Source organism: Dyadobacter sp. Leaf189 (assembly GCF_001424405.1).
Lineage (GTDB): Bacteria > Bacteroidota > Bacteroidia > Cytophagales > Spirosomataceae > Dyadobacter.
The window spans coordinates 1,608,542-1,632,367 of the sequence record NZ_LMPS01000001.1; the positions used below are offsets into that span (position 1 = coordinate 1,608,542).

General features: G+C 45.8%; 23 protein-coding genes and 3 tRNA genes. 19 read left to right on the forward strand and 7 right to left on the reverse strand.

Annotation, left to right across the window (positions count from 1 at the left end; translation table 11 throughout):
* Positions 1–68: 68 nt before the first annotated feature.
* A complete protein-coding gene (locus ASG33_RS06800) occupies positions 69–1,169 on the reverse strand; it encodes a Nif3-like dinuclear metal center hexameric protein (RefSeq protein ID WP_056281652.1) in 1,101 nt (366 codons plus the stop codon).
* A 287-nt stretch (positions 1,170–1,456) separates the two neighbouring features.
* On the opposite strand from ASG33_RS06800, the gene ASG33_RS06805 reads away from it, so the two are divergent.
* A tRNA-Asp gene (locus ASG33_RS06805) sits at positions 1,457–1,533 on the forward strand.
* A 178-nt stretch (positions 1,534–1,711) separates the two neighbouring features.
* Positions 1,712–1,785: transfer RNA gene (locus ASG33_RS06810), tRNA-Asp, on the forward strand.
* A gap of 99 nt (positions 1,786–1,884) precedes the next feature.
* Here the strand turns inward: ASG33_RS06810 and ASG33_RS06815 are convergent.
* The gene (locus ASG33_RS06815; RefSeq protein ID WP_056281655.1) at positions 1,885–3,468 is read right to left on the reverse strand and encodes a RagB/SusD family nutrient uptake outer membrane protein; all 1,584 of its coding nucleotides are present in this window, start codon (positions 3,466–3,468) and stop codon (positions 1,885–1,887) included.
* A 12-nt stretch (positions 3,469–3,480) separates the two neighbouring features.
* Positions 3,481–6,456, reverse strand: a complete 2,976-nt coding sequence (locus ASG33_RS06820; RefSeq protein WP_056281657.1) for a TonB-dependent receptor — start codon at positions 6,454–6,456, stop codon at positions 3,481–3,483.
* 929 nt (positions 6,457–7,385) lie between these two features.
* Between ASG33_RS06820 and ASG33_RS06825 the strand changes: the two genes are divergently transcribed.
* The 17 genes from ASG33_RS06825 (at position 7,386) to ASG33_RS06895 (ending at position 20,863) form a co-directional block, all read left to right on the forward strand.
* Entirely contained in the window at positions 7,386–7,856 is a 471-nt protein-coding gene (locus ASG33_RS06825) for an Lrp/AsnC ligand binding domain-containing protein (RefSeq protein WP_056281660.1), read from the forward strand.
* Positions 7,857–7,952: 96 nt separating this feature from the next.
* Complete coding sequence (locus ASG33_RS06830) at positions 7,953–8,306, forward strand: PadR family transcriptional regulator (RefSeq protein WP_031525481.1); 354 nt, start codon at positions 7,953–7,955, stop codon at positions 8,304–8,306.
* A 37-nt stretch (positions 8,307–8,343) separates the two neighbouring features.
* Positions 8,344–9,366: an energy transducer TonB gene (locus ASG33_RS06835; protein ID WP_056281663.1), complete on the forward strand. Its 1,023-nt coding sequence runs from the start codon at positions 8,344–8,346 to the stop codon at positions 9,364–9,366.
* 95 nt (positions 9,367–9,461) lie between these two features.
* Positions 9,462–9,986: a PolC-type DNA polymerase III gene (locus ASG33_RS06840; protein WP_056281666.1), complete on the forward strand. Its 525-nt coding sequence runs from the start codon at positions 9,462–9,464 to the stop codon at positions 9,984–9,986.
* A 76-nt stretch (positions 9,987–10,062) separates the two neighbouring features.
* Positions 10,063–10,239 (forward strand): hypothetical protein, encoded by a 177-nt coding sequence (locus ASG33_RS25920; RefSeq protein ID WP_200942722.1) that lies wholly within the window; start codon positions 10,063–10,065, stop codon positions 10,237–10,239.
* 108 nt (positions 10,240–10,347) lie between these two features.
* Positions 10,348–10,421 (forward strand) — tRNA-Ala (locus ASG33_RS06845).
* Between the two features lie 242 nt (positions 10,422–10,663).
* Positions 10,664–11,101 (forward strand): response regulator, encoded by a 438-nt coding sequence (locus ASG33_RS06850; RefSeq protein WP_056281669.1) that lies wholly within the window; start codon positions 10,664–10,666, stop codon positions 11,099–11,101.
* A 28-nt stretch (positions 11,102–11,129) separates the two neighbouring features.
* Positions 11,130–12,830: a circadian clock protein KaiC gene (kaiC, locus tag ASG33_RS06855; RefSeq protein ID WP_056281671.1), complete on the forward strand. Its 1,701-nt coding sequence runs from the start codon at positions 11,130–11,132 to the stop codon at positions 12,828–12,830.
* Positions 12,827–13,144 carry a circadian clock protein KaiB gene (gene kaiB, locus ASG33_RS06860; RefSeq protein WP_056281676.1) on the forward strand — a complete coding sequence of 106 codons (318 nt, stop codon included), beginning with the start codon at positions 12,827–12,829 and terminating at the stop codon, positions 13,142–13,144. Before kaiC ends, kaiB begins: the two co-directional genes overlap by 4 nt.
* A complete protein-coding gene (locus ASG33_RS06865; RefSeq protein ID WP_056281677.1) occupies positions 13,141–13,470 on the forward strand; it encodes a circadian clock KaiB family protein in 330 nt (109 codons plus the stop codon). Before kaiB ends, ASG33_RS06865 begins: the two co-directional genes overlap by 4 nt.
* Positions 13,463–14,755: an ATP-binding protein gene (locus tag ASG33_RS06870; protein ID WP_056281682.1), complete on the forward strand. Its 1,293-nt coding sequence runs from the start codon at positions 13,463–13,465 to the stop codon at positions 14,753–14,755. The genes ASG33_RS06865 and ASG33_RS06870 overlap by 8 nt, the downstream gene beginning before the upstream one ends.
* Before the next feature lie 53 nt (positions 14,756–14,808).
* A complete protein-coding gene (locus ASG33_RS06875) occupies positions 14,809–15,813 on the forward strand; it encodes a hypothetical protein (RefSeq protein WP_056281685.1) in 1,005 nt (334 codons plus the stop codon).
* A gap of 215 nt (positions 15,814–16,028) precedes the next feature.
* Positions 16,029–17,441 (forward strand): NADP-dependent phosphogluconate dehydrogenase, encoded by a 1,413-nt coding sequence (gene gndA, locus ASG33_RS06880; protein ID WP_056281688.1) that lies wholly within the window; start codon positions 16,029–16,031, stop codon positions 17,439–17,441.
* 12 nt (positions 17,442–17,453) lie between these two features.
* A complete protein-coding gene (zwf, locus tag ASG33_RS06885) occupies positions 17,454–18,962 on the forward strand; it encodes a glucose-6-phosphate dehydrogenase (protein WP_056281692.1) in 1,509 nt (502 codons plus the stop codon).
* A gap of 3 nt (positions 18,963–18,965) precedes the next feature.
* On the forward strand, positions 18,966–19,688 hold the full coding sequence (gene pgl / locus ASG33_RS06890; protein ID WP_056281696.1) for a 6-phosphogluconolactonase: 723 nt from the start codon (positions 18,966–18,968) through the stop codon (positions 19,686–19,688).
* Between the two features lie 159 nt (positions 19,689–19,847).
* The gene (locus tag ASG33_RS25925; RefSeq protein WP_200942723.1) at positions 19,848–20,024 is read left to right on the forward strand and encodes a hypothetical protein; all 177 of its coding nucleotides are present in this window, start codon (positions 19,848–19,850) and stop codon (positions 20,022–20,024) included.
* A gap of 5 nt (positions 20,025–20,029) precedes the next feature.
* Positions 20,030–20,863 carry an SPFH domain-containing protein gene (locus ASG33_RS06895; RefSeq protein ID WP_056281698.1) on the forward strand — a complete coding sequence of 278 codons (834 nt, stop codon included), beginning with the start codon at positions 20,030–20,032 and terminating at the stop codon, positions 20,861–20,863.
* Between the two features lie 62 nt (positions 20,864–20,925).
* Here ASG33_RS06895 and ASG33_RS06900 read toward each other — a convergent pair whose 3' ends face one another.
* From ASG33_RS06900 to ASG33_RS06915, 4 genes are all read right to left on the reverse strand, one after another.
* The gene (locus ASG33_RS06900) at positions 20,926–21,600 is read right to left on the reverse strand and encodes a GIN domain-containing protein (RefSeq protein ID WP_056281702.1); all 675 of its coding nucleotides are present in this window, start codon (positions 21,598–21,600) and stop codon (positions 20,926–20,928) included.
* An 11-nt stretch (positions 21,601–21,611) separates the two neighbouring features.
* The gene (locus tag ASG33_RS06905) at positions 21,612–21,992 is read right to left on the reverse strand and encodes a GntR family transcriptional regulator (protein ID WP_056281705.1); all 381 of its coding nucleotides are present in this window, start codon (positions 21,990–21,992) and stop codon (positions 21,612–21,614) included.
* Between the two features lie 12 nt (positions 21,993–22,004).
* Entirely contained in the window at positions 22,005–22,814 is an 810-nt protein-coding gene (locus ASG33_RS06910; RefSeq protein ID WP_056281707.1) for a hypothetical protein, read from the reverse strand.
* A 101-nt stretch (positions 22,815–22,915) separates the two neighbouring features.
* A complete protein-coding gene (locus tag ASG33_RS06915) occupies positions 22,916–23,749 on the reverse strand; it encodes an ATP-binding cassette domain-containing protein (protein ID WP_056281711.1) in 834 nt (277 codons plus the stop codon).
* Positions 23,750–23,826: the final 77 nt, after the last annotated feature.

Below are 23,826 nucleotides of genomic sequence, written 5' to 3' on the forward strand. Positions count from 1 at the left end.
ATAAGTGAAGGCAGTCAGCCGAAGATTCTCAATAAATAATCAGAAAATATTCTTGATGAAATTACTTTCTATACAAAATATCGAACTGGATTGGTATTGACCTCTGACAAACAGAGTGCAAAATTAGGAAATTTTCCGGACAAATAGTTATATAGTAAATTTTTAGTATATACTTCGCTTTCGTAGTGTCCGATGTCACAGATCATTATCCTCCGCTCTGCGTCGAAAAATTCGTGATATTTATAGTCGGCAGTTACAAATACATCTGCCTTCGCCCGGATTGCATCCTTTAAAAGGAAACTTCCCGCCCCGCCGCAAACCGCAACTTTCTGAACAGTGTGAGAGCTGGTCGGAGTGAATTTGATCATCGGGAGCTGCATCCGATCTTTCAGGAAACTCAGGAATACATGCAATGGCATCGGCTCAGGCAGGGAGCCGATAGCGCCTGCACCTACTTCCTGGTTGAGATTTTCAAGTGAGGTGAGGTAATACGCTACTTCCTCATAAGGATGTACATCGCGAAGTACCCGAAGCATTTTGCTTTGTAAGTAAGTCGGGAACATGACTTCCACCCTGTGCTCTTTTACTTCTTCCAACTGGCCGTTTGTCCCAATGACAGGGTTTGCCTGCTCACCCGGCAGGAATGTGCCTGTGCCTTCTACTCTGAAACTGCAATTTTTATAATCGCCAATTTCGCCGGCCCCGGCAGCAAACAGTGCATCAAGAATCGACTGGGTATTTGCTACGGGTGTAAAGAATGCGAGTTTGGTAAGTATCTGCGCCTTCGGAGCGAGCACTTTCAGGTCGGTTAACCCTAATCTTTCAGCGATTTGCCAGTTTACTCCGCCTGGTACATGGTCCAGATTGGTGTGCGTGGCGTAGATGGCAATGTCGTTTTTGATCGCTTTAATAACAGTGCGCTCCACATAGTCAGACCCATTTAATTTCTTTAATCCCTTAAAAACGATAGGGTGGTGGGCCACAATGAGGTTGCATTGTTTCAGTATCGCTTCTTCAACTACTTCCTCAGTGACGTCAAGTGTAAGCATTACGCCCCGCGCAGTTACTTCCGGCGATCCTACGATCAGGCCGGCGTTGTCATACCCTTCCTGGTACGAGACAGGAGCCAGGTTTTCCAGCTCCCGGATAACATCCTTTATATAGGTCATTTTAGCTCTGAATACAACTATTTCATTCTCAGAATCTTCCTTTGTTGCGGATTATTCTTTTACAAATAAAATAACTAAATTGATGTCTCAGCTATTGTAATCAATAATAATAATACTAGTTTTGCACCACGTTTTTCAGGAAAGAGCTGGAAAATAACATGGTTTGGTAGTTCAGTTGGTTAGAATACATGCCCGGGCCGCGTAGGCTGGAATGCATGGGGTCGCGGACTTCCGCAGCCCGGTTCGAGTCCCGTCCAGTCCGGCAATTTTGAAAGTTTGTAATATCTGGTTTGGTAGTTCAGTTGGTTAGAATACATGCCTGTCACGCATGGGGTCGCGGGTTCGAGTCCCGTCCAGACCGCCAGAAATTTTAAGTTTAGTTCTTTAAGTATTGGTTTGGTAGTTCAGTTGGTTAGAATACATGCCCGGGCCGCGTAGGCTGTCACGCATGGGGTCACGGACTTCCGCAGCCCGGTTCAAGCCCCGCCGGGTGGCCGTATCCCCAGACCGCCAGAGATTTTAAGTTAAGTTCTTTAAGTATTGGTTTGGTAGTTCAGTTGGTTAGAATACATGCCTGTCACGCATGGGGTCGCGGGTTCGAGTCCCGTCCAGACCGCAGAAAAGCTCAGAGAGATCTGAGCTTTTTGTATTTTAGCGGTATGAGAAAGCCGGCTTTTATTTGAAGCCGGCTTTTGATCACAAATTTCCAAATTGACTAGTACCCTGGATTCTGCTCCATACTTGGGTTGCCTTCCATTTCTCTTGCGGGAATGGGCCAGAGGTAATCTTTGGCCTTGAAGGTGCGGGTTTCTACACTAACCGGCTTCTTGGTTCTCGGGTCAATGGCGCCTTCAACAACACCATTCATTACCTTTTCTCCAATCTTCCACCTGCGGATATCGAATAACCTGCTTCCCTCAAATGCCAGTTCAACACGTCGCTCGCGCTGGTATAACTCCCTGATTTTAGCTTCACTGTTGTATACTTTCGTGTCTATATTCGGCATTTTTGCCCTGTTCCGAATCGCATTCAGATACTTGACTACATCCGGGTGGTTCCATTGACCGCTTTCCACGAGTGCCTCGACGTACATTAAAAGCAAGTCTCCGTAGCGATAAACCATATAGTCCAGCGAGCCGCGTCCCCTGCCTTTATCAGCCATATCAACATACTTCCGGAGCCAGTAGCCCGTTTTTGACGAATAGTTGGCCGCCAATCTGTTCGGGTTGTTAGGTGAGTCGTCCCACGGATTTAAGTCACCATAAAAGGTGGAGCCTGGGTAGGCGATAGTCAGTTCGAGTCTGGGGTCACGATTTGAATGGAAGTTGGGATTAAGCTTATAAATCGCCGCACTGTCGGGAGATAACTCAGCAAGCGTTTTTCCCTGCTTTGTTTCGTATGTGTTAACCAGCGAACCTGTGGGATTCAGACACGCATTTCCGCCTATGTAGCCAGGTGCGCTTCTATAAAAGGTATCATCATTTCCCGATTGCCGGATGAAAATACGCTCTTCGTTTACCTGGCCTTCATAATTAAAAAGCGAGGCGTAGCTGGGGTGCAGCTTGTACAGATTCAGGTCGATCACCTGCTTCGCGGCACTAACTGCCTCGGCATACTGGTGATTGTTGAGGAATGCCACTGTTTGCATGGTGTAACAAGCTCCCTTACTCACCCGCCTGATATCATTTACAGCGTAAACTGCCGGTAAGTCGGCTGCCGCTGCATTCAGCTCAGCGACCACAAAATCAACGACTTCCTGGCGGGTGTTTTTCTTCAGATCGGTTTCAGTCGGTAACACAACGGTGGTGACGATGGGGATATCACCGTAGTACAGCATCAGATCCAGGTGAAACCAGGCACGTAAGGCGCGGGCTTCTGCGAAATAGCGCCTTTTCAGATTTGGCTCAATCAGCGCTTTTCCCGCATGCTCAAGAAAACGGTTGGCTCTTCGGATAGCGGTGTAATTTTCCTGCCAAACCGGCTGAATAGCCGCCCATTCAGTAGCGCGCATTTGCGAGTTGGCATTGCCGAGTGCGACAATGTTGACCTCACCAAAAAAGTTTGCGTACCAAACAGCATTGTCCGTCATGCCCTCGAAGGTAATGCGGGTGTTGTTCTGATACCTGAATCCGCCGGTGGGTACCTGATCGTACAAAATGTTGAGCGCAGTATTGATCTCGCCCTCGGTGTTCCAGAAGTTCTCGTCTGTTGTTGCGGTAGGATGGTCTCTTGTTAAAAATTCCTCAGCACAGGACGATAGCAACAATGCTGACAATGTAAGAGTTAGTAATTTTTTCATACGGTTGTGAGTCTAGAATTTTACATTCAAACCAACTGTAAAAACCTTCATTAACGGGTAGTTGGCTTCGCTTCCCCGGGTTTCAGGATCAAAATATTTCATCTTGCTGAGTGTAATTGCATTTTGCGCATTGACAAAAACCCGCAGGTTAGTAAGCTTGATTCTCTTGACTAGTTCGGGATCGAAATTGTATCCCAGCTGAATGTATTTAATCCTCAAAAAGGCCGCATTGGTGAGCCAGTAATCGGAGGGAAGTGCATTGTTGCCCGGCGCAGGTGACAACCTTGGGAACATCGCATCGGGATTTTCCGGGGTCCAGTAATCAGTTTGATACTGCATCGGAGTTCCTCCGTCGAAATTTGAAGTTACATTCAGCACAGTTTGGTACCTGCCTGTGTAGTAAGCAAGACTTTTTGTAAAACCATTCAGCTGAGTTTCGAGGCTAAAACGCTTGTAGACGAAGTTCAAATTGGCGAAGTAGCTTCCCTGTGGGTTCGGATTTCCCATTATCTGCTTATCCTCCTTATCTATATTACCATCTGCATTGATATCCAAGTATTTGATATCGCCAATCTGCTGGCCGGGCAGCAGAGGTATACCGGATTCAATGTCAGCCTGCGTAAGAAGTCCGTCGGTTTTGTGCAGATAGTAGCTATTGATCGGCTTGCCTACCGCGTTAATTTCCAACCCGCTTGAACTTACATACGGACCGCCCCGCAAAGACAGGATTTTATTATTGTAATAAGAAAAACCCGCGCTTCCACTGATCTCAAAGTCTTTTCCGAGGGACTTGGAATAGTTGAACATGAATTCCCAGCCTTTATTGGAAACCGATCCTGAATTGACAGGCAGGGAATTAACGCCTGAGGAAAGTGACAATGGCGGAGAAAGAAGAATGTCATCCGTTGTTTTACTGAACCAGTCAATGGTAATGCCGAGATTGTCAAACAGGCGGATATCTGTTCCTATATCAAGCATTTTGACGGTTTCCCAGGTGATTTCCGGGTTGCCAATTGTGGTCTCCACTCCATTCCCTCCGTCAATCAGGCTCTGGTAGCGGTACCTTTCCACATTTCCGTTATTCCCCATTAATCCATAGGAGGCGCGCAGCTTGAAGCTGGTCAGGAAGCCGACGTCTTTCAGGAAGTTTTCGTTATGAACGTTCCATCCCAATGCAACCGAGGGAAAAGTACCCCATTTTCTGTTCGGGCCAAATTTGGAAGATCCGTCGGCGCGTACGGTACTTTCAAGCAAGAATCTGTTGTCAAATACATAATTGAATTTAACGAAATAGGATGCGAGGGTCATCTGATCGAAGTTGGACGGGTTATCCGCTTCCCTGGACAAACCGGCTATCGCATAAACAAAATGCTTTCCGTAAGTCTGTGAGAATTCAAGATTGGAGGCCAGGTAATTATAAGTGCTTCTTCCGACACTTGAACCTTTCGAATTGCCGTACGTGAACACCAGATTTCCCGTGTAGTAATCTAAAAAGTTATAGGAGTTCCGGTTGTCCAGGAACCCATTTGAATTGATGCGATATAGGTATTGACCCCGGATTTTCAACTCGGGCGTAATTTGCCAGGTTGGTTGAAAATTGATATTGATCTGATCTGACTTATTCTGCGCGTAGCCGCCTCTTTCCAGTTCAGCCATCGGGTTCATCATTTCGCCAAAATTTCCGTAAGCCTGGTACCCATTGTCTTTGAGCGGATACTTGGGCACAATGTTCGGAGGTGTTGAGTAGACCAAATGCAGCGAATTTCCGAAGCGTACCAGTTCAGATCTGTTTCTGCCACGATTAGCCACCAGGTCCAGCAGCATGGATATATTTTTCGTGAGCGTTACCCCCGTATTGGCCCGGAATGAAAATCTTTCATAATCGCGCTTTGGTGTCAGTCCATCCTGATACAAATAGTTGCCACTTACCGCAAAGCGAGCCAGCTCATTTCCGCCGGAGATACTTACCGAGTGACTTTGGATAATTGGATTCTTGTTCAACATCAGTTCCGACCAGTTCGTATTGGGATATGCGATCGGATCATTGCCTTCTCTGGTTTTTTGGATGGTTTCGCCGCTGTATGGTTGCAGCCCGCCTATGTTTGCATAAGCCTCATTCACCATTTCCATATACTTGGGTGCATCGACGAATTTGGGCAGGTAAGTGGCATTCTGTACGCCGCCGTAGCCGTCGTAAGTAACAGAAAGCTTCCCTGGAATGCCACGCTTGGTAGTTACCAGGATCACGCCATTTGCGGCACGTGCGCCGTAAATGGAAGCTGCGGCTGCATCTTTAAGTACCGTAATGCTCTCAACCGTCGTCGGGTCGACCGAATTGATATCGAATGGAACACCATCCACCAGCACAAGAGGGGAGGAATTGCCGATTGTTGAAATTCCCCGGATCAGTATATTGGAACGATCTTCACCCGCCATTCCGCTTCCCTGCATGACAGTAAGACCAGTTACGCCGCCTTGCAATGCCTGGGAAAGTTGGGTAATTGGTTTATTGGCGACGGCCGCCTTTACGTCGAGCTTACCGATCGCATTCGCCAGGTTACGGGCTTTTTGTTCCGAATAGCCGGTTACCACTACTTCGTTCAGAGCAGTATTTTTTTCTTTTAATGAGACTACCATGTTTTTTGAGCTCAACACAGGCAGTTCTTTCGGATCCAGACCCACGAAGGTGAAAACCAGTGTATCACCGATGTTCGTTTGTATCTCAAAATTCCCATTTGGGTCGGTAGTTACCCCACGGTCTGTCTTTTTGACCTGAACCGTAACGCCGGGCAATGCAACAGGTGGTTCACTTCCATCGAATACCTGTCCTTTTACAATGAGCGTATCGGCCGCCACCGAAGTAAGAGGATTTGCATCAAATGGCTTGGAGCGGGCGCTCGCTGTGCCTGTGAGGAAAACAATCAGGCACAAAGCAGGGATCACGCCCGGCAGTAAGCCGGGCAGACGCAGCAGTCGCAGTTTTTTCATACTCTTGATTAAGGATTGAGCTTGTTTTACAGTGAGTAATTCCTTGTGCAGCCCGGTCCGGTTTACCAGACCGGAAGTAGCCGGGCATGCAGTTCAAACGGTGGTGTTACCAGCATCACCGTTTTTTATTTTCAATGGGTTCAACTCATAGGCAAGTGGCTTGATGAAGAATCGTTACAGGGAACATCCATAGAATTCGATGAGATGTTGTGAACGATGAGTAGTAACTCTACAAATAGTACCCACGGTTACATAAAAATTTTTAGTTTTTTCTTACTTAATCAAAGTTAAAGGGGCGAAAACTATTATTGTACAAGACGGGAGAGCTGACGCGAGACGCGGCATAATTTTTCCTGATAACTCAACAGGCGAGTTAAAAAGGAAATGAAGAAGTTGGAGAAGTCTGAAAGTTCGTTGCGAACTGAGAAACGTAGAAGAGGAAGAAGAAGGACTGAAAAAGCCCCATTCCATGTTGAACAGGCATAAAATGAAAACACGCAGGTTTCAAAATGAACCCGCGTGTCAAATTACACTTCATCAACAAACTAAAAACCAAATAAAACTAATACGAAAAAATTCGCTTGTCAAGTTTTTTTTGCTGTAGGAGGGGGATTCGAACCACCCACGGTGCGGTTAGCTACGGTACAAATACTGTTGGTGGTCCACCCCAGTCGACGTTAGTCGGCATTATGCCGCGTTTATCCCTTATTCACCACCCCCGAGACAGGAGGGCATGGCTGCCAATTTCATCACCCTACAATGTGATCTTCAAACATTCAGGAAATATTATAGTTCCATTCCCGTTTGGTTTTGCAAAATTATAGCTTCCAGATTTAATATAAAATATTTTCATTAAAAATTGTCAAAATTTACAATAATCACATAAATTAGGTTCTTGTATTGCGAAAAATTCAAACATTCAGATCGAAATGCAGAAATATTCAGATATCGATAGTACCGATCTTCGTATTTTATCCCTCCTGATTGAAAATGCTGCGTTGCCGTACACGGAGATCGGTAAGCGCGTATTTGTGTCGGGCGGTACCGTACACGTGCGTATGAAGAAGCTGGAACAAATGGGAATTGTTAAAGGATCTCAGCTTGTCATTGATCCGGCCAAGCTGGGTTGGGACATCAGCGCTTTTTTGGGAATTTATCTTGATAAAAGCTCCCTATACGAACAAGTGGCTACCGAGCTTGAAAATATTCCCGAAGTTGTAAACATTCATTATACAACAGGTATCTATAGTATCTTTCTAAAAATCGTTTGCCGCGATACCGGGCATTTACGTGAAATTCTTCATGATAAGATCCAAAAAGTAAACGGAATACAGAGAACAGAAACTTTTATCTCGTTGGAAGAGCGTATTAACCGCTCCATTCCGCTTACGGAGGGCTAATTATCAGCCAAGTATTGACTTCGGGAAAAAGAAATTCTATTTTTGTATTGTATATATAAAAAACTTATATATATTCGCTTAATCAAATTTTAACTCATGGATAATAACACAACAAGTAACGAGTATGTCCGGGGAACATTAAAAACCATCGTGTTGAATTTGTTGGCCGAGCATGACAGGATGTACGGATACGAAATTACGCAGGAGGTAAAGGAAAGAACGGGCGGCGCAATCGCGCTGACGTTCGGAGCACTTTATCCGGTGTTGCACAAGCTGGAACAAGAGGGGTTTCTCATCACAGAGTCTGTGGAGGTTGATGGCCGGCTTAGAAAATATTATTCACTTACCAGTCCTGGGAACGAGGCTGCCCGTAATAAAACCAATGACCTTGAACGTTTTATAGACGCAGTTCGATTGTTACTCGCTCCTAAAAATCTGGCCACCGAATAAACGAGTTACATGGTTAAAATCTAAAACAGATTGTCCTATGAAACGCCTTCAGGAACACCGCATTGATTTGATTAAATCATATTTGAAGTCGAGCAAGCTGAATCCGGAATTGTTGCCGGAGATCCTCGATCATTTGGCTTGTGAGGCTGAGGAGCGTCTATGGGACGGAAAACCGTTTGAACAGATATTCGAGAATATCGTCGAAACAGCGGATTCCAGGACACTTCTAGATTTGAGTGTTGACCATAAAAATCTGTTAGCCATGGAAAAATCTTTAAATGACATCGTGTTTGAAGGTCGCAACAAGCTTTACGGCGCCTATGATCTGAGGAAATCGTACGGACAAACCATTCAGAAATCCGTCATAATGGGCGTTACCCTATTTGGATTGATCGTGTTCCTTCCGAATCTGTATGCAAGACTGGTACCCGATCCCAAGCCGGATGATATCGCATACATTGTTGAAGCGAAACCGATTGACATTCTCCGGGAGACACCTAAACCTCCTGTGGAAGTGAAAGAGCCAGCACCCGTTGCCAAATCGGTGAGGATGTTGCCGCCGGTTGTCATGCAGGATGATCAGGTTTCCATGGAAAACCTCCCGCCGGCCGTTGAAGAGCTGGAAAACGCAGTTCCTGCTGAAAAAACATTAGAGGGTATAGAAGATATTGACATTATTGTTCCGCCATTAGCAGATATCGGGACTGCCAAGACGGCGGCGGCGGGCGTGAAAACAAGAGAGGAAAGTATCTTTTTACACGTAGAACAAGCCCCGGAATTCCAGGGCGGAATGCAGGCAATGGCCGCGTTTCTACAAAAAAATCTGAGGTATCCTTCTGCCGCTTCAAAGGCGGGGATTCAGGGGAGGGTATTTGTGCAGTTTACAGTTGGATCTGATGGAAAAATTGAAGACGTATCGGCAATCAAGGGAATAGGTTTTGGCTGCGATGAAGAGGCGGTACGTGTAGTGAAACTAATGCCTGGCTGGGTTCCTGGCCGTCAGGCAGGAAATCCGGTACGGGTTAAGTTTACATTGCCGATTGCATTTCAGTTAAACTGACCACCTTTGGGCATTCCGTAAATGCCTCCTGTTATTCAGAAAATCCTCGCTTCGGTGAGGATTTTTTTGTTTTTTTGTAGTTCGAAAATGACTTCATGTACGCAATTGTTGATATAGAAACCACTGGGGGAGGAGGCGCTGCGCGAATTACAGAAATTGCAGTTTTCAGGCACGATGGTCTGAAAGTGGTTGACTTTTTTCATTCCCTGATCAATCCCGAAGTTTACATTCCACCGTTCATCACCCGACTTACGGGAATTGACAATGCGATGGTGAAGGATTCGCCAACTTTTTACGACGTGCAGGATGCAGTACGTGCAGTTACAAAGGATGCATGGTTTGTGGCGCACAATGTGCGTTTTGACTACGGATTTATAAAAAGGGAATTTGGTGCATTCGATGAGTATTTCCAGCGCGATGTATTGTGTACGGTTCAGTTGAGCAGGAAAATATTCCCCGGGCTTAAATCATACAGTCTCGGTAACCTTTGCCAGAGCCTCGAAATAGGCATTGAAAACCGTCACCGCGCTCACGGTGACGCAGAAGCGACTGTCCGGCTGTTTGAAAAGCTGCTTGTTCACGATCGCCAAAAGCTGATCCCGGTTAACCTTTTCGTATAGCGTCACGGTTTGTTTCTCGTGTGGAATGATTTTTTAAGTTTTAGCTGAAAAGTTTTTAACCTAAAAATCCTTTCCAATGAAAGCCTATTTGAATTACCTCATAGTTCTCCTGCTATCATTTACACTCGCAAGCTGCGAAGTGATCGGTGATATTTTCAAAACGGGTATGTGGACAGGAGTGATCTTGGTTGTCGCAGTAATCGCCGTTGTGATCTGGCTTCTTGCCCGGGTATTTGGCGGCGGCAGGCGATAGTTCCTGTACAGAAAGCGTAATTGACTTCCGCGATATAAATTGCCTGCGGGCTTGTTTATAAAAATTCTCCGTTTCATCTTTGCACTCCCTTGCGGGGCGCTATGAAACGGGGGATTAGCTCAGTTGGCTAGAGCGCTTGCATGGCATGCAAGAGGTCGACGGTTCGAATCCGTTATTCTCCACAGATAAGAAGTCACTTACATTTTTTTGTACGTGGCTTTTTTGTTTTTGGACTGTTTTTATTTTGTCTAAAATGCAGGGGTGAAAATCCGAAACCAGCTTTTTTTCGTAAACTTGGGATCGACAGTCTTGATGGAACGAGCAGCTAATCACGTTGCGCATTTCTTCAAAAGCGTGAGTTGTTCAGATAAGCAGATTAAGTGTTTGATAAGCTGCGACTTGTGCCTGCCGATGATTTTTCAAATTGAGTAAGCAGCAGCATTCGCAGGTTAAAGTAATGAGCGATTCAACTTCCAGTAAGGCAATTTTCATAGCGGACGACGATAGCGACGACAGGTTTTTCATCAAACACGCCATCGTTTCGTCGAACATAACAGCAGAACTCATCGAGGCCGAGAACGGACTTTACCTCATTGAGTTACTTAAAAATACTGCATTAAAAGTATCGCTCATCATTGTCGATATGAACATGCCGAAGATGAATGGACTGGAGACCGTTTCGCATGTTCAAAAAATCCCCGCTGCCGAGGGAGCTCCCATTGTAATCATGTCGACTTCCCCCGGTGAGCAACTTGCCAAAGACGCGCAGCGCGCAGGTGTAGCCGCTGTTTACAAGAAGCCGGATTCTATCGAAGAATTTGAGCAGCTCATTCAACAACTCCAAAGGAAATACTTACTTTAAGACAATAAAACGCTCTTCAACAGGCACTATGAATTTTGATCCCACAAAAATAAACGCACCAAAGCTGCCGAAAGCACCCACCGGCATCAATGGTCTCGACCAGATCACATTAGGCGGATTACCGAAAGGGCGCCCCACGCTGATCTGCGGCGGAGCCGGATCCGGAAAAACGCTGATGGCAATGGAGTTTCTGGTGCACGGTGCACAGAAATTCAACGAACCGGGTGTTTTTGTGGCTTTTGAAGAAAAATCAGAGGAACTGGCGCAAAACGTAATGTCACTGGGATACGATCTCAAACAGCTTGAACAGGATAAGCTGATCAAAATTGACCATGTGCACGTAGAGCGGCACGAGATCGAAGAAACCGGAGAATACAATCTGGAAGGACTATTTATCAGGCTTGGCTATGCAATTGATGTTATCGGAGCCAAAAGGATTGTCTTGGATACGCTGGAAAGTCTGTTTTCAGGTCTGGGAAATCAGGCGATATTAAGGGCCGAGCTCAGAAGATTGTTTCAATGGCTCAAAGAAAAACAGGTAACTGCGGTGATCACAGGAGAGCAGGGCGACGCAAATCTGACCAGACAGGGCTTGGAAGAATATGTCTCGGATTGCGTGATCCTTTTGGACCATCGTATTGAAAACAAAGTTTCCACCCGTATTCTGCGCATTGTCAAATACCGCGGTACCGTGCATGGTACCAACGAGTATCCTTTCCTCATTGATGAAGAAGGTATTTCCGTGCTGCCGGTAACTTCCCTGATGCTGGACAATGATGTTTCTTCCAATAAAATATCTTCCGGCATTTCTACACTGGACAAAATGCTTGGCGGTACCGGATTTTACGAAGGAAGCAGCATTCTCGTGTCCGGGACAGCAGGTACCGGGAAAACGAGCATTGCAGCCAATTTTGCAGATCAGGCATGTAAAGACGGGCGGAAGTGCATATTCTTCGCATTCGAAGAGTCGCCGCAGCAGATCATCAGGAATATGCGCTCCATTAATATGGATCTGCAAAAACATGTGGACGACGGACTTCTTTACTTTAAGGCGTCACGCCCGACATTGAATGGTCTTGAACTGCATTTGCTGTCAATGACAAAAATGATCGAAGATGTTAAGCCACAGGTCATTGTCATGGATCCGATCACGAATCTGATCACAGTCGGCTCTACCAGCGAGGTAAAAAGTCTGTTGATCAGACTTATTGATTACCTGCAGTCCAAACAAATAACAGTTATGTTCACGGCGCTGGCGCTGAAAGATAACCGGTCTGAACAATCCGACGAGGGAATATCCTCTCTGGTGGATTCCTGGCTTCTGGTGCGTGATATCGAGTCCAATGGGGAACGTAACCGGGGAATGTACGTGATGAAATCCCGCGGTATGAAGCATTCTAACCAAGTTCGGGAGTTTTTGATTTCAGACACAGGTATCAAGCTGGTCGATGTATTCCTTGGCCCGGGAGGTGTGCTTACAGGTTCAGCCAGAGAGGAACAGCAGCTGCTTGAAAAAACGGGTATTGCCCTGCGTGATCATGCCGTAACAAGAAAAGATCGCGAGATAGAGCGGAAGAAGTTTGTACTCGAATCAAAAATCGCTTCGCTTCGTGAAGAGTTTGAATCAGTTCAGGAAGAACTTAACAAGACGTACATCGAAGAAGAGCTAAAAAAAAGTATAATTGAGGAAAACCGGCAGGTGCTCACTCAAAAAAGAGATAAGCAATGATTTCTGATCAAGTGAATACAGAACCCATCGAAGGAATTTGGGAGTTAAGACTTTACATTGCCGGACAGACACCACGATCTGTTGCGGCACTTACCAATTTGAAAAAATACTGCGAAGAGCACCTGAAAGGCAAATACACCATTGAGGTCATTGATTTGCTTCAACAGCCGCAGCTGGCCGAAGGCGATCAGATACTCGCAATTCCTACGCTTGTAAAAAAGGTACCCGAACCGATCCGCAAGATTATAGGGGATCTTTCCAATGAAGAAAAAGTGCTTGTTGGTCTGGATATTCGTTCGACTTCCAAACAATGAACGAAATTCCACCTGTTTTACCGGATACACCCGACCACAGCATTGAACCTTACGTGCTGCGGCTCTACGTTGCGGGCGCATCGCCAAATTCGACGCGTGCAATCGTCAATATCCGTGAAATATGTGAACGCTACCTGAAAGGAAATTACAGTCTGCAGATCATTGATGTTTATCAGGACAAATCGCTCGCGTCACAGCAGCAATTGCTGGCGTTACCCCTTCTCTTAAAAATAAGTCCTTATCCGGAAAGAAAATTTATCGGAGATATGTCCGATACGGCAAAGTTGCTGCACGGCCTTGGACTATCTCCGGAAAGCAATGGATAACAGTAAAACATACGAAGAGCTACTCGCAGAAGTGCAGCAGCTTTCCCGGCAGTTGCAGGAATCAAACGACACGATCCATGCAATCAGGACCGGGCAGGTTGACGCTATTATCGTGAATGATCCAGAGGCCGGAGACCAGCTGTACACATTGAAGTCGGCAGACCATACCTACCGGATTTTCATCGAAAAAATGAATGAAGGTGCTGTGACGATCAATCGCGACGGGACAGTCCTTTACTGTAATTCGATGTTTGCAGAAATGGTCGGCGTGCCGTTGTCGAATGTGGTAGGCTCTTCATTGGAATCATTTATTGCAGAAGAATTCCAGGAAGCATTCAAAAATCTGATCAGCAACGGGTGGAAAGAGGATATGAAAATGGAGCTTTGCATTCAGCAGAACGACAAAAATATCCCTTGCCAATTATCCGTCGCCACGCTTGATCTTGACGGACGCGAATCGCTGAGTGTAATCGTTACTGATCTTTCCTTTCAAAAACATACTCAAAAGCAGCTCAAAGAAAACTATAAAAGGCTCGAAGAAACCAATTTGCAGCTGGAAGCAAGTAATCACGATTTACAGCAATTTGCTTCCGTAGCCTCGCACGATTTGCAGGAACCGTTGCGGAAAATCCTTATTTTCTCTAACCTGCTTGCGACTACTTACGGGAAAGAAGCGAATCCGGAAGCGAAGATATATCTCGAAAAGATCTCTGCATCCTCAGTACGAATGCGGAATATGGTCAATGATATCCTCAAATATTCGCGGTTATCCAGTGATCAGATTAATCCGGAACTGTTCGAGCTTCGCGAGCTGATCAGGGAAATTGAAGATGATTATGAAATTTTGATTGAAGAAAAGAAGGTCCAGCTGGTCGTAGGCGCATTGCCCGCTATCGAAGGTAACCGGGCGCAGATCAAGCAGGTGTTCCAAAACCTGATCAGCAATTCGATCAAATTTGCTGACCCTGCTGCAACGCCGGTCATTAAAATTACCCACATTTCATCTGACCTAAATAGAAGTGCGCCTGACCAATCCGAAATCCCGATGTGCTGCATCCTGGTTGAGGACAATGGAATTGGTTTCGATATGCAGTATCAGGAGAAGATATTTTCCCTTTTTGAGCGGTTGAATACCAAAGAAAGCTACGAAGGATCAGGTATCGGTTTATCCGTAACCAAGAAGATCATCGAAAAGCACCGCGGGCAGATTTCAGCAGAAAGCAAAGAAGGAGCTGGTGCCCGGTTTACAATTCTGCTCCCTTTCAGCCAGCGTTTTCAGGTTTAGTTTTTCGTGCGCGGCTTAAAGTACTCTTTTACTCACCTTACCTTTCAACAACAATGAAGAAAATCTACAAAGGTCTTTCACTTATTCTGCTATCGCTTTTTTCGCTCCAATGTACATTGGTTGATCACGTAATACCATCTGCGCCGGATGTATACATAGCAGGTTGGGAACAATCAAATGGGAGATTCACCGCTAAATATTGGAAAAACGGCAATCCTGTTGATCTGACATCATCAAGTTCGCTTATTCTGACAACCTCAATTGCAGTATCAGGCAGCGATGTGCATATAGTAGGTTACGCGAATGATAGCTTAGGAGCTGCGAAAGGAAAGTATTGGAAGAACGGTATGTTAGTCAATCTTGCAAAGAACCAAAATCCTTCTGCTTTGAGTGATGTTGTCGCATCGGGCGCAGATCTGTACATAGCAGGTGTATTCACAGATACACTGGGCTCTTCTGCCGCTTACTGGAAGAATGGCGAGCTGGTTAAGTTGGACGAAGGTAAATGGGCAAGGAGCATTGCTGTCTCTGCGGGTGATATTTACGTAGCAGGTTTTGGTGTTTCCGGTAACAATTCTGTTGCCAGTTACTGGAAGAATGGCGCGATTACGAAACTCACCGATGGATCCATGAGTGCGTATGCCAATGCAATTGCGGTTTCAGGTAGCGATGTTCACGTAGTTGGCAATCAATACAATGGCACATTTGACGTAGCAAAATATTGGAAGAATGGCATTGAAGTGCCTCTTGTTGACGGTTTAAACTATTCAGAGGCGCTTGATATAACTGTTTTCGGAAGTGATGTATATATCACAGGGCGCGAATTCAGCGGAAGTACCAGCATTGCCAAATACTGGAAAAACGGAGTTCCTGTTATTCTGCCGGGTGGGAATTATACCTCGGGTATTACGGTCATAGGAAATGACGTTTACGTATCCGGTGGTGCATATAACGGCTCGAAAAACGTTGCCAAATATTGGAAAAACGGAGTTCCGGTCGTGCTTTCAGATGGCAGCCAGGATGTTTACTCTTCTTCGATTGTTGTAACAAAACCATAATATCAATAACACAAGCTTCTGTAAAGCCATTGAAGACAACGTTCAACGTTGTTTTCAATGGCTTTTTTGTTGTTTATAGTGCCCGAATACTCCGCATTCAAACTTCTTTGTACGGGTAAGTAACGAAAACCCCAGTCAACAAAACTGCATAAAAGATCACCCCGCAGGCTATTTTCACTTAATATTGCAGGGACTTTATTTTAGACGAATTTATCATGGCAGAAAACATATTCGATTTTGGAATGATCGGGTTGGGCGTAATGGGCCGCAACTTCTTGCTGAATATGGCCGACCACGGCTTCTCGGTTATCGGTTTTGACAAAGATGCGGCCAAGAATTCCGCATTGGAAGGTGCAGCTACGCCCGGAACTACCGTAAAAGGTGTATCCGAGCTGGCAGAAATGATCAGCCTCTTAAAGCGCCCGCGCAATGTAATGATGCTCGTGCCGGCTGGTCAGCCTGTTGACGATGTGATTGCCTCTTTGCTGCCGCTGCTTGAAAAAGGGGATGTGATCATCGACGGAGGAAATTCGCATTACACCGATACATTGCGCCGCGTCAAATACCTGCGTGAAAAAGAGATCCACTTCATGGGAATTGGCGTTTCTGGCGGTGAAGAAGGCGCGCGCCGCGGACCAAGTATTATGCCGGGTGGCGATTTGCTCGCGTATGAAAATGTAAGACCAATGCTGGAAGCAGTTGCCGCCAAAGTGGATGGTACGCCTTGCGTGGCTTATCTTGGTAAGGAAGGTGCCGGGCATTATGTCAAAATGGTGCATAACGGAATAGAATACGCCATTATGCAGCTGATCAGCGAATCATATGCGATCCTTAAAGCAGCCGGATTGAGCAACCAGAAGATCCAGGATACATTCAAAACCTGGAATGAAGGCAAGCTCAAATCATTCCTTGTTGAAATTACAGCTGATATTTTCCTGCAAAAAGACGATAAAACAGACGCTTACCTGGTAGATGTTATCTCCGACAAAGCGGGCTCAAAAGGAACCGGAAAATGGACTTCTCAGGATTCGATGGAGCTTCCTGTTGCGGTGCCGGTGATTGATACTGCGGTAGCAATGCGCACATTGTCCGGCTACAAGGATGAGCGGGTACAGGCGGCTGCATTATATACCCAGGCTGCAGCGGCTGATCTCCCTGAGCAGGAATTGATTGATCTGGTTTATGATGCATTGTATTTTGCTACTATCCTGAGCTACGCACAGGGATTGGCGATGTTGTTCCAGGCTTCCAAAGACCTGCAAATGGATATCCCTCTTCCCGAGGTTGTAAGTGTATGGCGGGGCGGCTGCATTATCCGCTCTTCGCTGCTTCCGGTCTTTGTTGAGGCTTACAAGCAGAACCCGGAATTGTCCAATATATTACTGAACCAAGAGGTCGCTGCACTCGTTAAGTCAGCAGAAGGTAAGACGCGTGAATTGATCGCGTATGCTGTGAAAGCAGGTATACCGTCGGCAGGTCTGATGTCAGCATTGGGCTATTTCGATGCTTACAAATCGGAACGGATGCCGACCAACTTAATCCAGGCGCAACGCGATTATTTCGGAGCGCACACTTACCAACGTATCGATATCCCCGGTACTTTTCATACAGAGTGGGGTCAACAATAAAATCGAAGTTTTATGCAAAGCAATAAACGTCCTCCTGCCTCGGTACTTTTTATCTTCGGCGGAAGCGGGGATTTGAATTACAGGAAGTTAACTCCGGCACTTTACAATCTTTTTTTAGATAACTGGATGCCGGATCAGTTCGCAATCGCCGGAATCGGAAGAAGTCCCTATACAAACGAAGCTTATCATGAGCATTTGCTGGATGGTGTAACCAAGTTTTCCCGGAGAAAAGGAAAGCAGAATGGTCACTGGACAGAATTCACCGAGCATGTTTCGTACCTGCAAATGGACGGAGACGATGCGGCTGCTTACCACAAGATCACAGACCTTGTCAAGCAGAAAGAAGAGGAGTGGGGAGTTCATCCCAACGTGATTTTCTACCTGGCAGTTGCGCCTCAGCTTGTTCCATCGATCGCGCAGAAGCTTGGCGCGTTGAAGATCTGTTCTGAGAAAGGTACAACGAGGATTGTGGTTGAAAAACCTTTCGGTCACGACCTGGCGAGTGCGCATGACTTAAACATCCTGCTTTCTGAAATGTTCGCAGAGGAGCAGATTTTCAGGATTGACCATTATTTGGGAAAAGAAACCGTTCAGAATATCCTTGCATTGCGTTTCGCAAATGCATTGTTCGAGCCGATCTGGAACCGGAATTACATTGACCATATCCAGATCACTGCCGCCGAAAGTGTAGGCCTTGAAGGTCGCGGTGGCTATTTCGAACATGCAGGTGCATTGCGTGATATGGTGCAAAACCACATCCTGCAAATCCTTTGTATGATCGCAATGGAACCGCCCGTATCATTCGATGCAAACGAAATCCGTAACAAGAAAGTAGACGTTCTGAATGCGATCCGCCGGATTACAAAAGAGCAGGTTCACGACTTCGCAGTGCGTGGCCAGTACTCAGGTGGCTGGAAAAAAGGAGAAAGAGTAGTGGGGTACCGTGAAGAAATTGGAGTTAACCCGCAGTCTAATATAGATACTTTTGCTGCTGCCAAATTTTACATTGACAACTGGCGCTGGCAGGGGGTACCGTTCTATGTAAGGACCGGTAAGTACCTCAACCAGAAAGCAACACATATTACATTGCAGTTCAAACCTGCGCCGCATTATGCATTCCCGGCAGAAGCAGCTGAAACCTGGCGCGCCAACCGGCTGACGATCAGTATTCAGCCGAATATGGATATCAGCATTCGTTTCCAGTCAAAACGCCCGGGGCAGACGATGACGCTTGATCCTGTGGACATGACATTCGACTACGACGCTGCGGCCGGGGAACACCTGCCGGAGGCTTACGAAACGTTGCTGCTGGATGTAATGGAAGGTGACGCGACGCTGTTCATGCGAAACGACCAGGTAGATGCAGCGTGGAAAGTGATTATGCCGATCCTGGAAACCTGGGAGGCAAGATTGCCGCAGGATTTCCCGAATTATGCACCGGATTCATGGGGTCCTGACGAAGCCGATGCATTGATCGCCCGCGACGGACATACCTGGATCAATCTCCCACCTGTACCCTGACATATGGAAATCCACATTGCAAAAGACGGGAAGCAGCTCAGCGAGGAGCTTGCTTCCTGGCTTGTAAGTTATATAAAAGAGGTACTTTCCGAAAAGCCGCATTTTACATTCGTGCTTTCGGGCGGAAGTACTCCGAAGCAACTTTATTCACTGCTTGCACAATCCCCTTACAAAGAGCAGATCCCGTGGGGAGATATCCTTTTCTTCTGGGGAGATGAACGCGCTGTTCCTTTCGAGGATTCGCGGAATAATGCCAGAATGTGCTACGATGAACTGCTCAATAAGGTTCCGGTAAGCAAGGAGAACATCTTCATGATGCGCACTGACTTGTCGCCGGAAGATGCTGCTGCCAACTATGAACACCTTTTGCGAACACAGTTTGAAGGAAAAGAAACCACCTTCGATTTTGTGCTGCTCGGAATGGGCGATGACGGACATACACTGTCATTGTTTCCGGGAACCGAAGTAGTACATGAGGAAAAACGCTGGGCAACTTCCTTTTTCCTGCCTGCGCAGGATATGTACCGCATTACGCTGACAGCACCCATTGTCAACCAGGCAGCGGCAGTTGCCTTTCTGGCGGTTGGCGAAGGCAAAGCACAGACGTTGAAGAATGTTCTGGAAGGTGAAAGAAACATTGACCTTTATCCGTCCCAAGTCATTCAGCCGAAAGGACAATTGCACTGGTTTGTAGATGAGCCCGCTGCGGCATTGCTTTCCAAATAGTACCTTATTCAGGTAAATGAAAGGCGCTCTGATTCACAGGGCGCCTTTTTTTATGTGGCAAAATCTTGCGTTTAAAATCTCTGGAAACCATTGGATAAAAATAAGCCGTCGTTTGGAAGCCGCAACTGTACATTTATTCCAACAAACCTCAACCAAACTATGCAACATCTCCTGAAAATGCTCGCGGTGATCATCGTGATTACCTATTCCCTGCGGCTCGTCAATGCAGAGCATGACTTACTGGTTTTCAGTGGTCTGGCAGTGATACTGGCTGCGCTCTATTACCTTTTCCGCGAACTGGACCACATTCTTCAACTACTTAAATCTAAACTTTAATCTATATGAGAAGAAACATTATACTTGGCTTAATCGGTTTTATTCTTCTGACGATCATTATTACAGTACAACCTTTCAGTTTCGAGAATATCGACGCCGGGAATGTAGGTATCCGCATTAATCTTTACGGGAGCGACAAAGGTGTTGATAATATAACCATGGTAACCGGCCGCGTATGGTACAATTCGTGGACAACCAAGATCATCGAATTCCCTACTTACACGCAGAGTGTCGATTATGATTCATTCGTGATCACAACCAAAGACGCCGCTGAATTCAAGGTTGACCCGAAGCTGAACTATCACATTAATCCTGATAAAGTACCGCAGATTTACCGCCAGTACCGGCGTCCGCTAGGTGAAATTCAGCAGGGATTTATGAAAAACACGATTTACGACGCCTACCGGATCGTTGCCAACTCATTTACTTCTGATAGCGTGATGTCAAACCGCGAAGTTTTCGAAGACCGGGTACAAAACGTTTTAACCAAAACACTGGGAAAAGACGGGTTCATTTACGACCAGCTTACCTCCGCCATTACCCCTCCGCCTTCACTCAGACAAATGATCGATGAGAAAAATACGTCGATACAAGCAAGGTTAAAAGCTGAGAATATGGCGAAACAGGCAGAGGCAGAAGCGAAAGTAATTATTGCACGAGCAGAAGGTCAGGCAAAGGCTACATTGATCAAAGCCAGGGCGGAAGCGGAGGCAAACCAGCTGCGGCAGAAAACATTGACGCCGCTGCTGATCCAGCAGGAGTGGGTTTCGAAATGGAATGGTGTGTTACCCACCACCAATGCAGGCGGCAGCACAAGTTTGATGCTGGGTGTGAAATAAAGGATTTTACGACGAGATGTTTGTTATTATGCCGGGCGGTTAAATGCCCGGCATTTCTTTTGCTACCGCAGTTTCTCGTACAATTTTCCGGGTATCTCTATGTGGGCAAGCGTGTCTATATCTGCTTTGAACGATTTGAAGGTGTCTTTCTCCACTTTCAGGCTGCTGCTGTCCCTCAGCTGAATATTTACATTCCCAATGCTGTTACGTCCCCCAAACCTGATCAACCCGCCCGATCTGACGTCAGTGTCCAGGTTTTCGATCGCATTATCAGTCAGAAGTAACACGCCATTTTTCATTGAGATAGCCAAATCCCCTTTTTTCCAGTTTTTAACCCTGAGAGGTACATTATCTGCTGTGATCGTCTTTATTCCCGGAGCAGTGATATAGAAGTTAGGTGCGATATTAAAAGTCTGCTCGGTAAATGGCCCGTATTGCTCCCATTCCCGCTTGTAATTGAAAACCAATGTGTCACCTATGATTTTCCATTCGTAGTATTTCTTTTCTGGTGATGCCATTACTTCAAACTTATCGCCCTGATTTATTTCTGTGAGGCCAAATGTTTTTCCTCCAAGTTTTACATACTGGAATGGCTTCACGGTTTCTTTTCGGAAACCATAAAAAGGATCATTCAGGTCTATTTGGTTGAATTCAGCCTTTAAAATCAGATTTGAACCCAGCAAGACAAGAAATGTCAGCGAAAAGAGTGCGATCAGGAAGATGTTACTTTGCTTCATTTTGGTAGAAATTAATTCGTGACTGGATAGGTTTCCGTAATAAACTTGTCATAGCGCGTCTGTAACTCGTTCATGCTGATATTTAAAAGGTAAAGTGTACGGAAAAAATCCGGCAGCTCACTTTCCAGGAACCGCTCTTTCCGATAAAGCAGGATTCTTTCAATTGCCTTATCATCAGCTGAATACCCAATTCCTCTCTTGTTGAAAATGATCTCTTTGTTTTGGAGAAATTCATACGTTCTCATCACCGTATTGGGATTCACTTCAAGGGCAGCGGCCAGGTCGCGAACTGATAAGATACGCTCTCCGGGCGGCCATTTGCCCAGCAGGATCTGCTCGCAGATGTAGTCTGCGATTTGCAGGTAAATGGCTTGTTTATCTTTAAATTCCATGAATAGCGTAGGTTAAATTTCCTTCTCTTTAAGACGCAGGTAAGCAATGAACCAGAAACTGAGTGCCACAATAGCAGCAAATGCCTGCAATATGTAAATAGCAGCCGGCGGAAAAAGCACATTGTAAAATTTGGTATGTCCGTCACGGATCATATACACATTATCGCCCTCCCAGATTTTCCAGCCGGTCAGGGGGAACGCAACAATTTTTGTCGGGAAGCCCGTAAAGTAGCTTGCAACTGCTGTATTAAAGAAGAAAAGAGTAAAAACAAGGATTAGAATAAAGATCGCCGTTTTGATATAAGAGGCCTTTGGGAAATAAATGGATCCCAGGAAAACAATGGAATGCAGAATGAAGTAGCTGAAATAAAAATATTGCAGTGGCTCGGATTGGATGTAACTGTATTTGTACCCTCCCGCCGGAATCTTCGAATTACCGATATCAATGGTGTAATGATGAAGTTTGAGGAAAAGGAGCAGGAATGGAACGATGAAGATGATATTCAAAACGAATGCACTCAAATACTTTTCAAATTTTGAAGCCGGTACCATTAATGCGGCAATACAGGTTTGTGGTGAGGAATACTGCGTAAGCGCGTTGCTGGAATAAAAGCTGCCTCCGAAAAGCAGTACCACGAATAAGGCCAGGTAATGTAGTGCCTCCCGCAGCCCGCTCGGCTCGCGGTACATGGTGATAGGCAGCAGCATCAGCAACAAAGCGAAGATCAGGAGTATTGCTAACAGCAGCATATTCCTGCCTTTTTCCGCCAGGTCCAGCTTAAGTACCAATGTAAAGCGGTGAATATCGAATGTCTGATTCATAAGGTGATTGTTAATATTGGCCTGGAAAAACAGATGGCATGAGGTGTTGGATCAGGAAAATGAGCACAACAAGGAACATGATTAGTAGTTGTTTCATGAGCTCAGGAGAAAATGGATCTGATGCGCGCAGGATTTTCCATCACTGCATTAAACAGCTGTTCAAGATCAACCCGGCTATCTTCCTGATCAGAGTTTTCAAATACTGCTCTATAACCGCGTAGGGACGGTTCTGAGTAAAGTACGCGACTGTCCATTTCAACAGAACTTAATGTCCCGAAACACAGCCGCTCGGTAACAACGTCGAGACTGTGCTGTAAGAGGATCTGGCTGTTTTCCAGAATGATAATGGAGTCAATAAGATTGTCCAGGTCGCGTACCTGGTGTGTGGATATGAGTATCAGCCTGTCTTTGTCCAGCACCGACGATACAAGTCGCCTGAACTGACTTTTGGACGGAATATCCAGCCCGTTTGTAGGTTCATCCATGATCAATACCCGCGTATTGGCGGCAAGTGCGAAGGCGATCAGCACTTTTTTTCGCTGGCCGTATGACATACCTGTCAGCTTGTTTTTCTCAGGAATGTCCAGTTCGGTAATGTAACCTCTGAATTGTTTCTCGTCAAACCTGGGGTAGAATGGCGCGAGCATATCCAGATATTTTTCGATCGTTACGGAGGGTAGATAAATTTCTTCGGGAATGAAAAACACGTCCTGCAGGAAAGCTGGTTGTCGTTTCCGGGGTTCATAGCCAGCCACAGTGATCTTCCCCTGAAGTGGAAAAAGTAATCCTGCCATATTTCTCAGCAAACTGGATTTTCCCGCGCCATTCTTTCCCAGCAATCCATAAATGTGACCGGAGTTGAGATTTAAAGAAAGGTCTTCGAACAGCTTGTGATGTTTACTATATCCAAAGGAAATGCCGTCAAGGTGGATCATAGTTTATATTGTTTTAGTGTTCTAGGTAAATAGTACACTGTAAATGTAGAAAAGCGGATTCGTTTTTCAGCAGATCA

What these genes read in the sequence shown, in the direction of transcription:
- zwf (WP_056281692.1), top strand. Translation starts at nt 17,454, where the DNA reads ATGCAAAGCAATAAACGTCCTCCTGCCTCGGTACTTTTTATCTTCGGC.
- kaiB (WP_056281676.1), top strand. Translation starts at nt 12,827, where the DNA reads ATGATTTCTGATCAAGTGAATACAGAACCCATCGAAGGAATTTGGGAG.
- ASG33_RS06800 (WP_056281652.1), bottom strand. Translation starts at nt 1,169, where the DNA reads ATGACCTATATAAAGGATGTTATCCGGGAGCTGGAAAACCTGGCTCCT.
- kaiC (WP_056281671.1), top strand. Translation starts at nt 11,130, where the DNA reads ATGAATTTTGATCCCACAAAAATAAACGCACCAAAGCTGCCGAAAGCA.
- ASG33_RS06875 (WP_056281685.1), top strand. Translation starts at nt 14,809, where the DNA reads ATGAAGAAAATCTACAAAGGTCTTTCACTTATTCTGCTATCGCTTTTT.
- ASG33_RS25925 (WP_200942723.1), top strand. Translation starts at nt 19,848, where the DNA reads ATGCAACATCTCCTGAAAATGCTCGCGGTGATCATCGTGATTACCTAT.
- ASG33_RS06910 (WP_056281707.1), bottom strand. Translation starts at nt 22,814, where the DNA reads ATGAATCAGACATTCGATATTCACCGCTTTACATTGGTACTTAAGCTG.
- ASG33_RS06840 (WP_056281666.1), top strand. Translation starts at nt 9,462, where the DNA reads ATGTACGCAATTGTTGATATAGAAACCACTGGGGGAGGAGGCGCTGCG.
- ASG33_RS06830 (WP_031525481.1), top strand. Translation starts at nt 7,953, where the DNA reads ATGGATAATAACACAACAAGTAACGAGTATGTCCGGGGAACATTAAAA.
- ASG33_RS06865 (WP_056281677.1), top strand. Translation starts at nt 13,141, where the DNA reads ATGAACGAAATTCCACCTGTTTTACCGGATACACCCGACCACAGCATT.
- ASG33_RS06870 (WP_056281682.1), top strand. Translation starts at nt 13,463, where the DNA reads ATGGATAACAGTAAAACATACGAAGAGCTACTCGCAGAAGTGCAGCAG.
- gndA (WP_056281688.1), top strand. Translation starts at nt 16,029, where the DNA reads ATGGCAGAAAACATATTCGATTTTGGAATGATCGGGTTGGGCGTAATG.
- ASG33_RS06815 (WP_056281655.1), bottom strand. Translation starts at nt 3,468, where the DNA reads ATGAAAAAATTACTAACTCTTACATTGTCAGCATTGTTGCTATCGTCC.
- ASG33_RS06820 (WP_056281657.1), bottom strand. Translation starts at nt 6,456, where the DNA reads ATGAAAAAACTGCGACTGCTGCGTCTGCCCGGCTTACTGCCGGGCGTG.
- ASG33_RS06905 (WP_056281705.1), bottom strand. Translation starts at nt 21,992, where the DNA reads ATGGAATTTAAAGATAAACAAGCCATTTACCTGCAAATCGCAGACTAC.
- ASG33_RS06825 (WP_056281660.1), top strand. Translation starts at nt 7,386, where the DNA reads ATGCAGAAATATTCAGATATCGATAGTACCGATCTTCGTATTTTATCC.
- ASG33_RS06895 (WP_056281698.1), top strand. Translation starts at nt 20,030, where the DNA reads ATGAGAAGAAACATTATACTTGGCTTAATCGGTTTTATTCTTCTGACG.
- ASG33_RS06835 (WP_056281663.1), top strand. Translation starts at nt 8,344, where the DNA reads ATGAAACGCCTTCAGGAACACCGCATTGATTTGATTAAATCATATTTG.
- pgl (WP_056281696.1), top strand. Translation starts at nt 18,966, where the DNA reads ATGGAAATCCACATTGCAAAAGACGGGAAGCAGCTCAGCGAGGAGCTT.
- ASG33_RS06900 (WP_056281702.1), bottom strand. Translation starts at nt 21,600, where the DNA reads ATGAAGCAAAGTAACATCTTCCTGATCGCACTCTTTTCGCTGACATTT.
- ASG33_RS25920 (WP_200942722.1), top strand. Translation starts at nt 10,063, where the DNA reads ATGAAAGCCTATTTGAATTACCTCATAGTTCTCCTGCTATCATTTACA.
- ASG33_RS06915 (WP_056281711.1), bottom strand. Translation starts at nt 23,749, where the DNA reads ATGATCCACCTTGACGGCATTTCCTTTGGATATAGTAAACATCACAAG.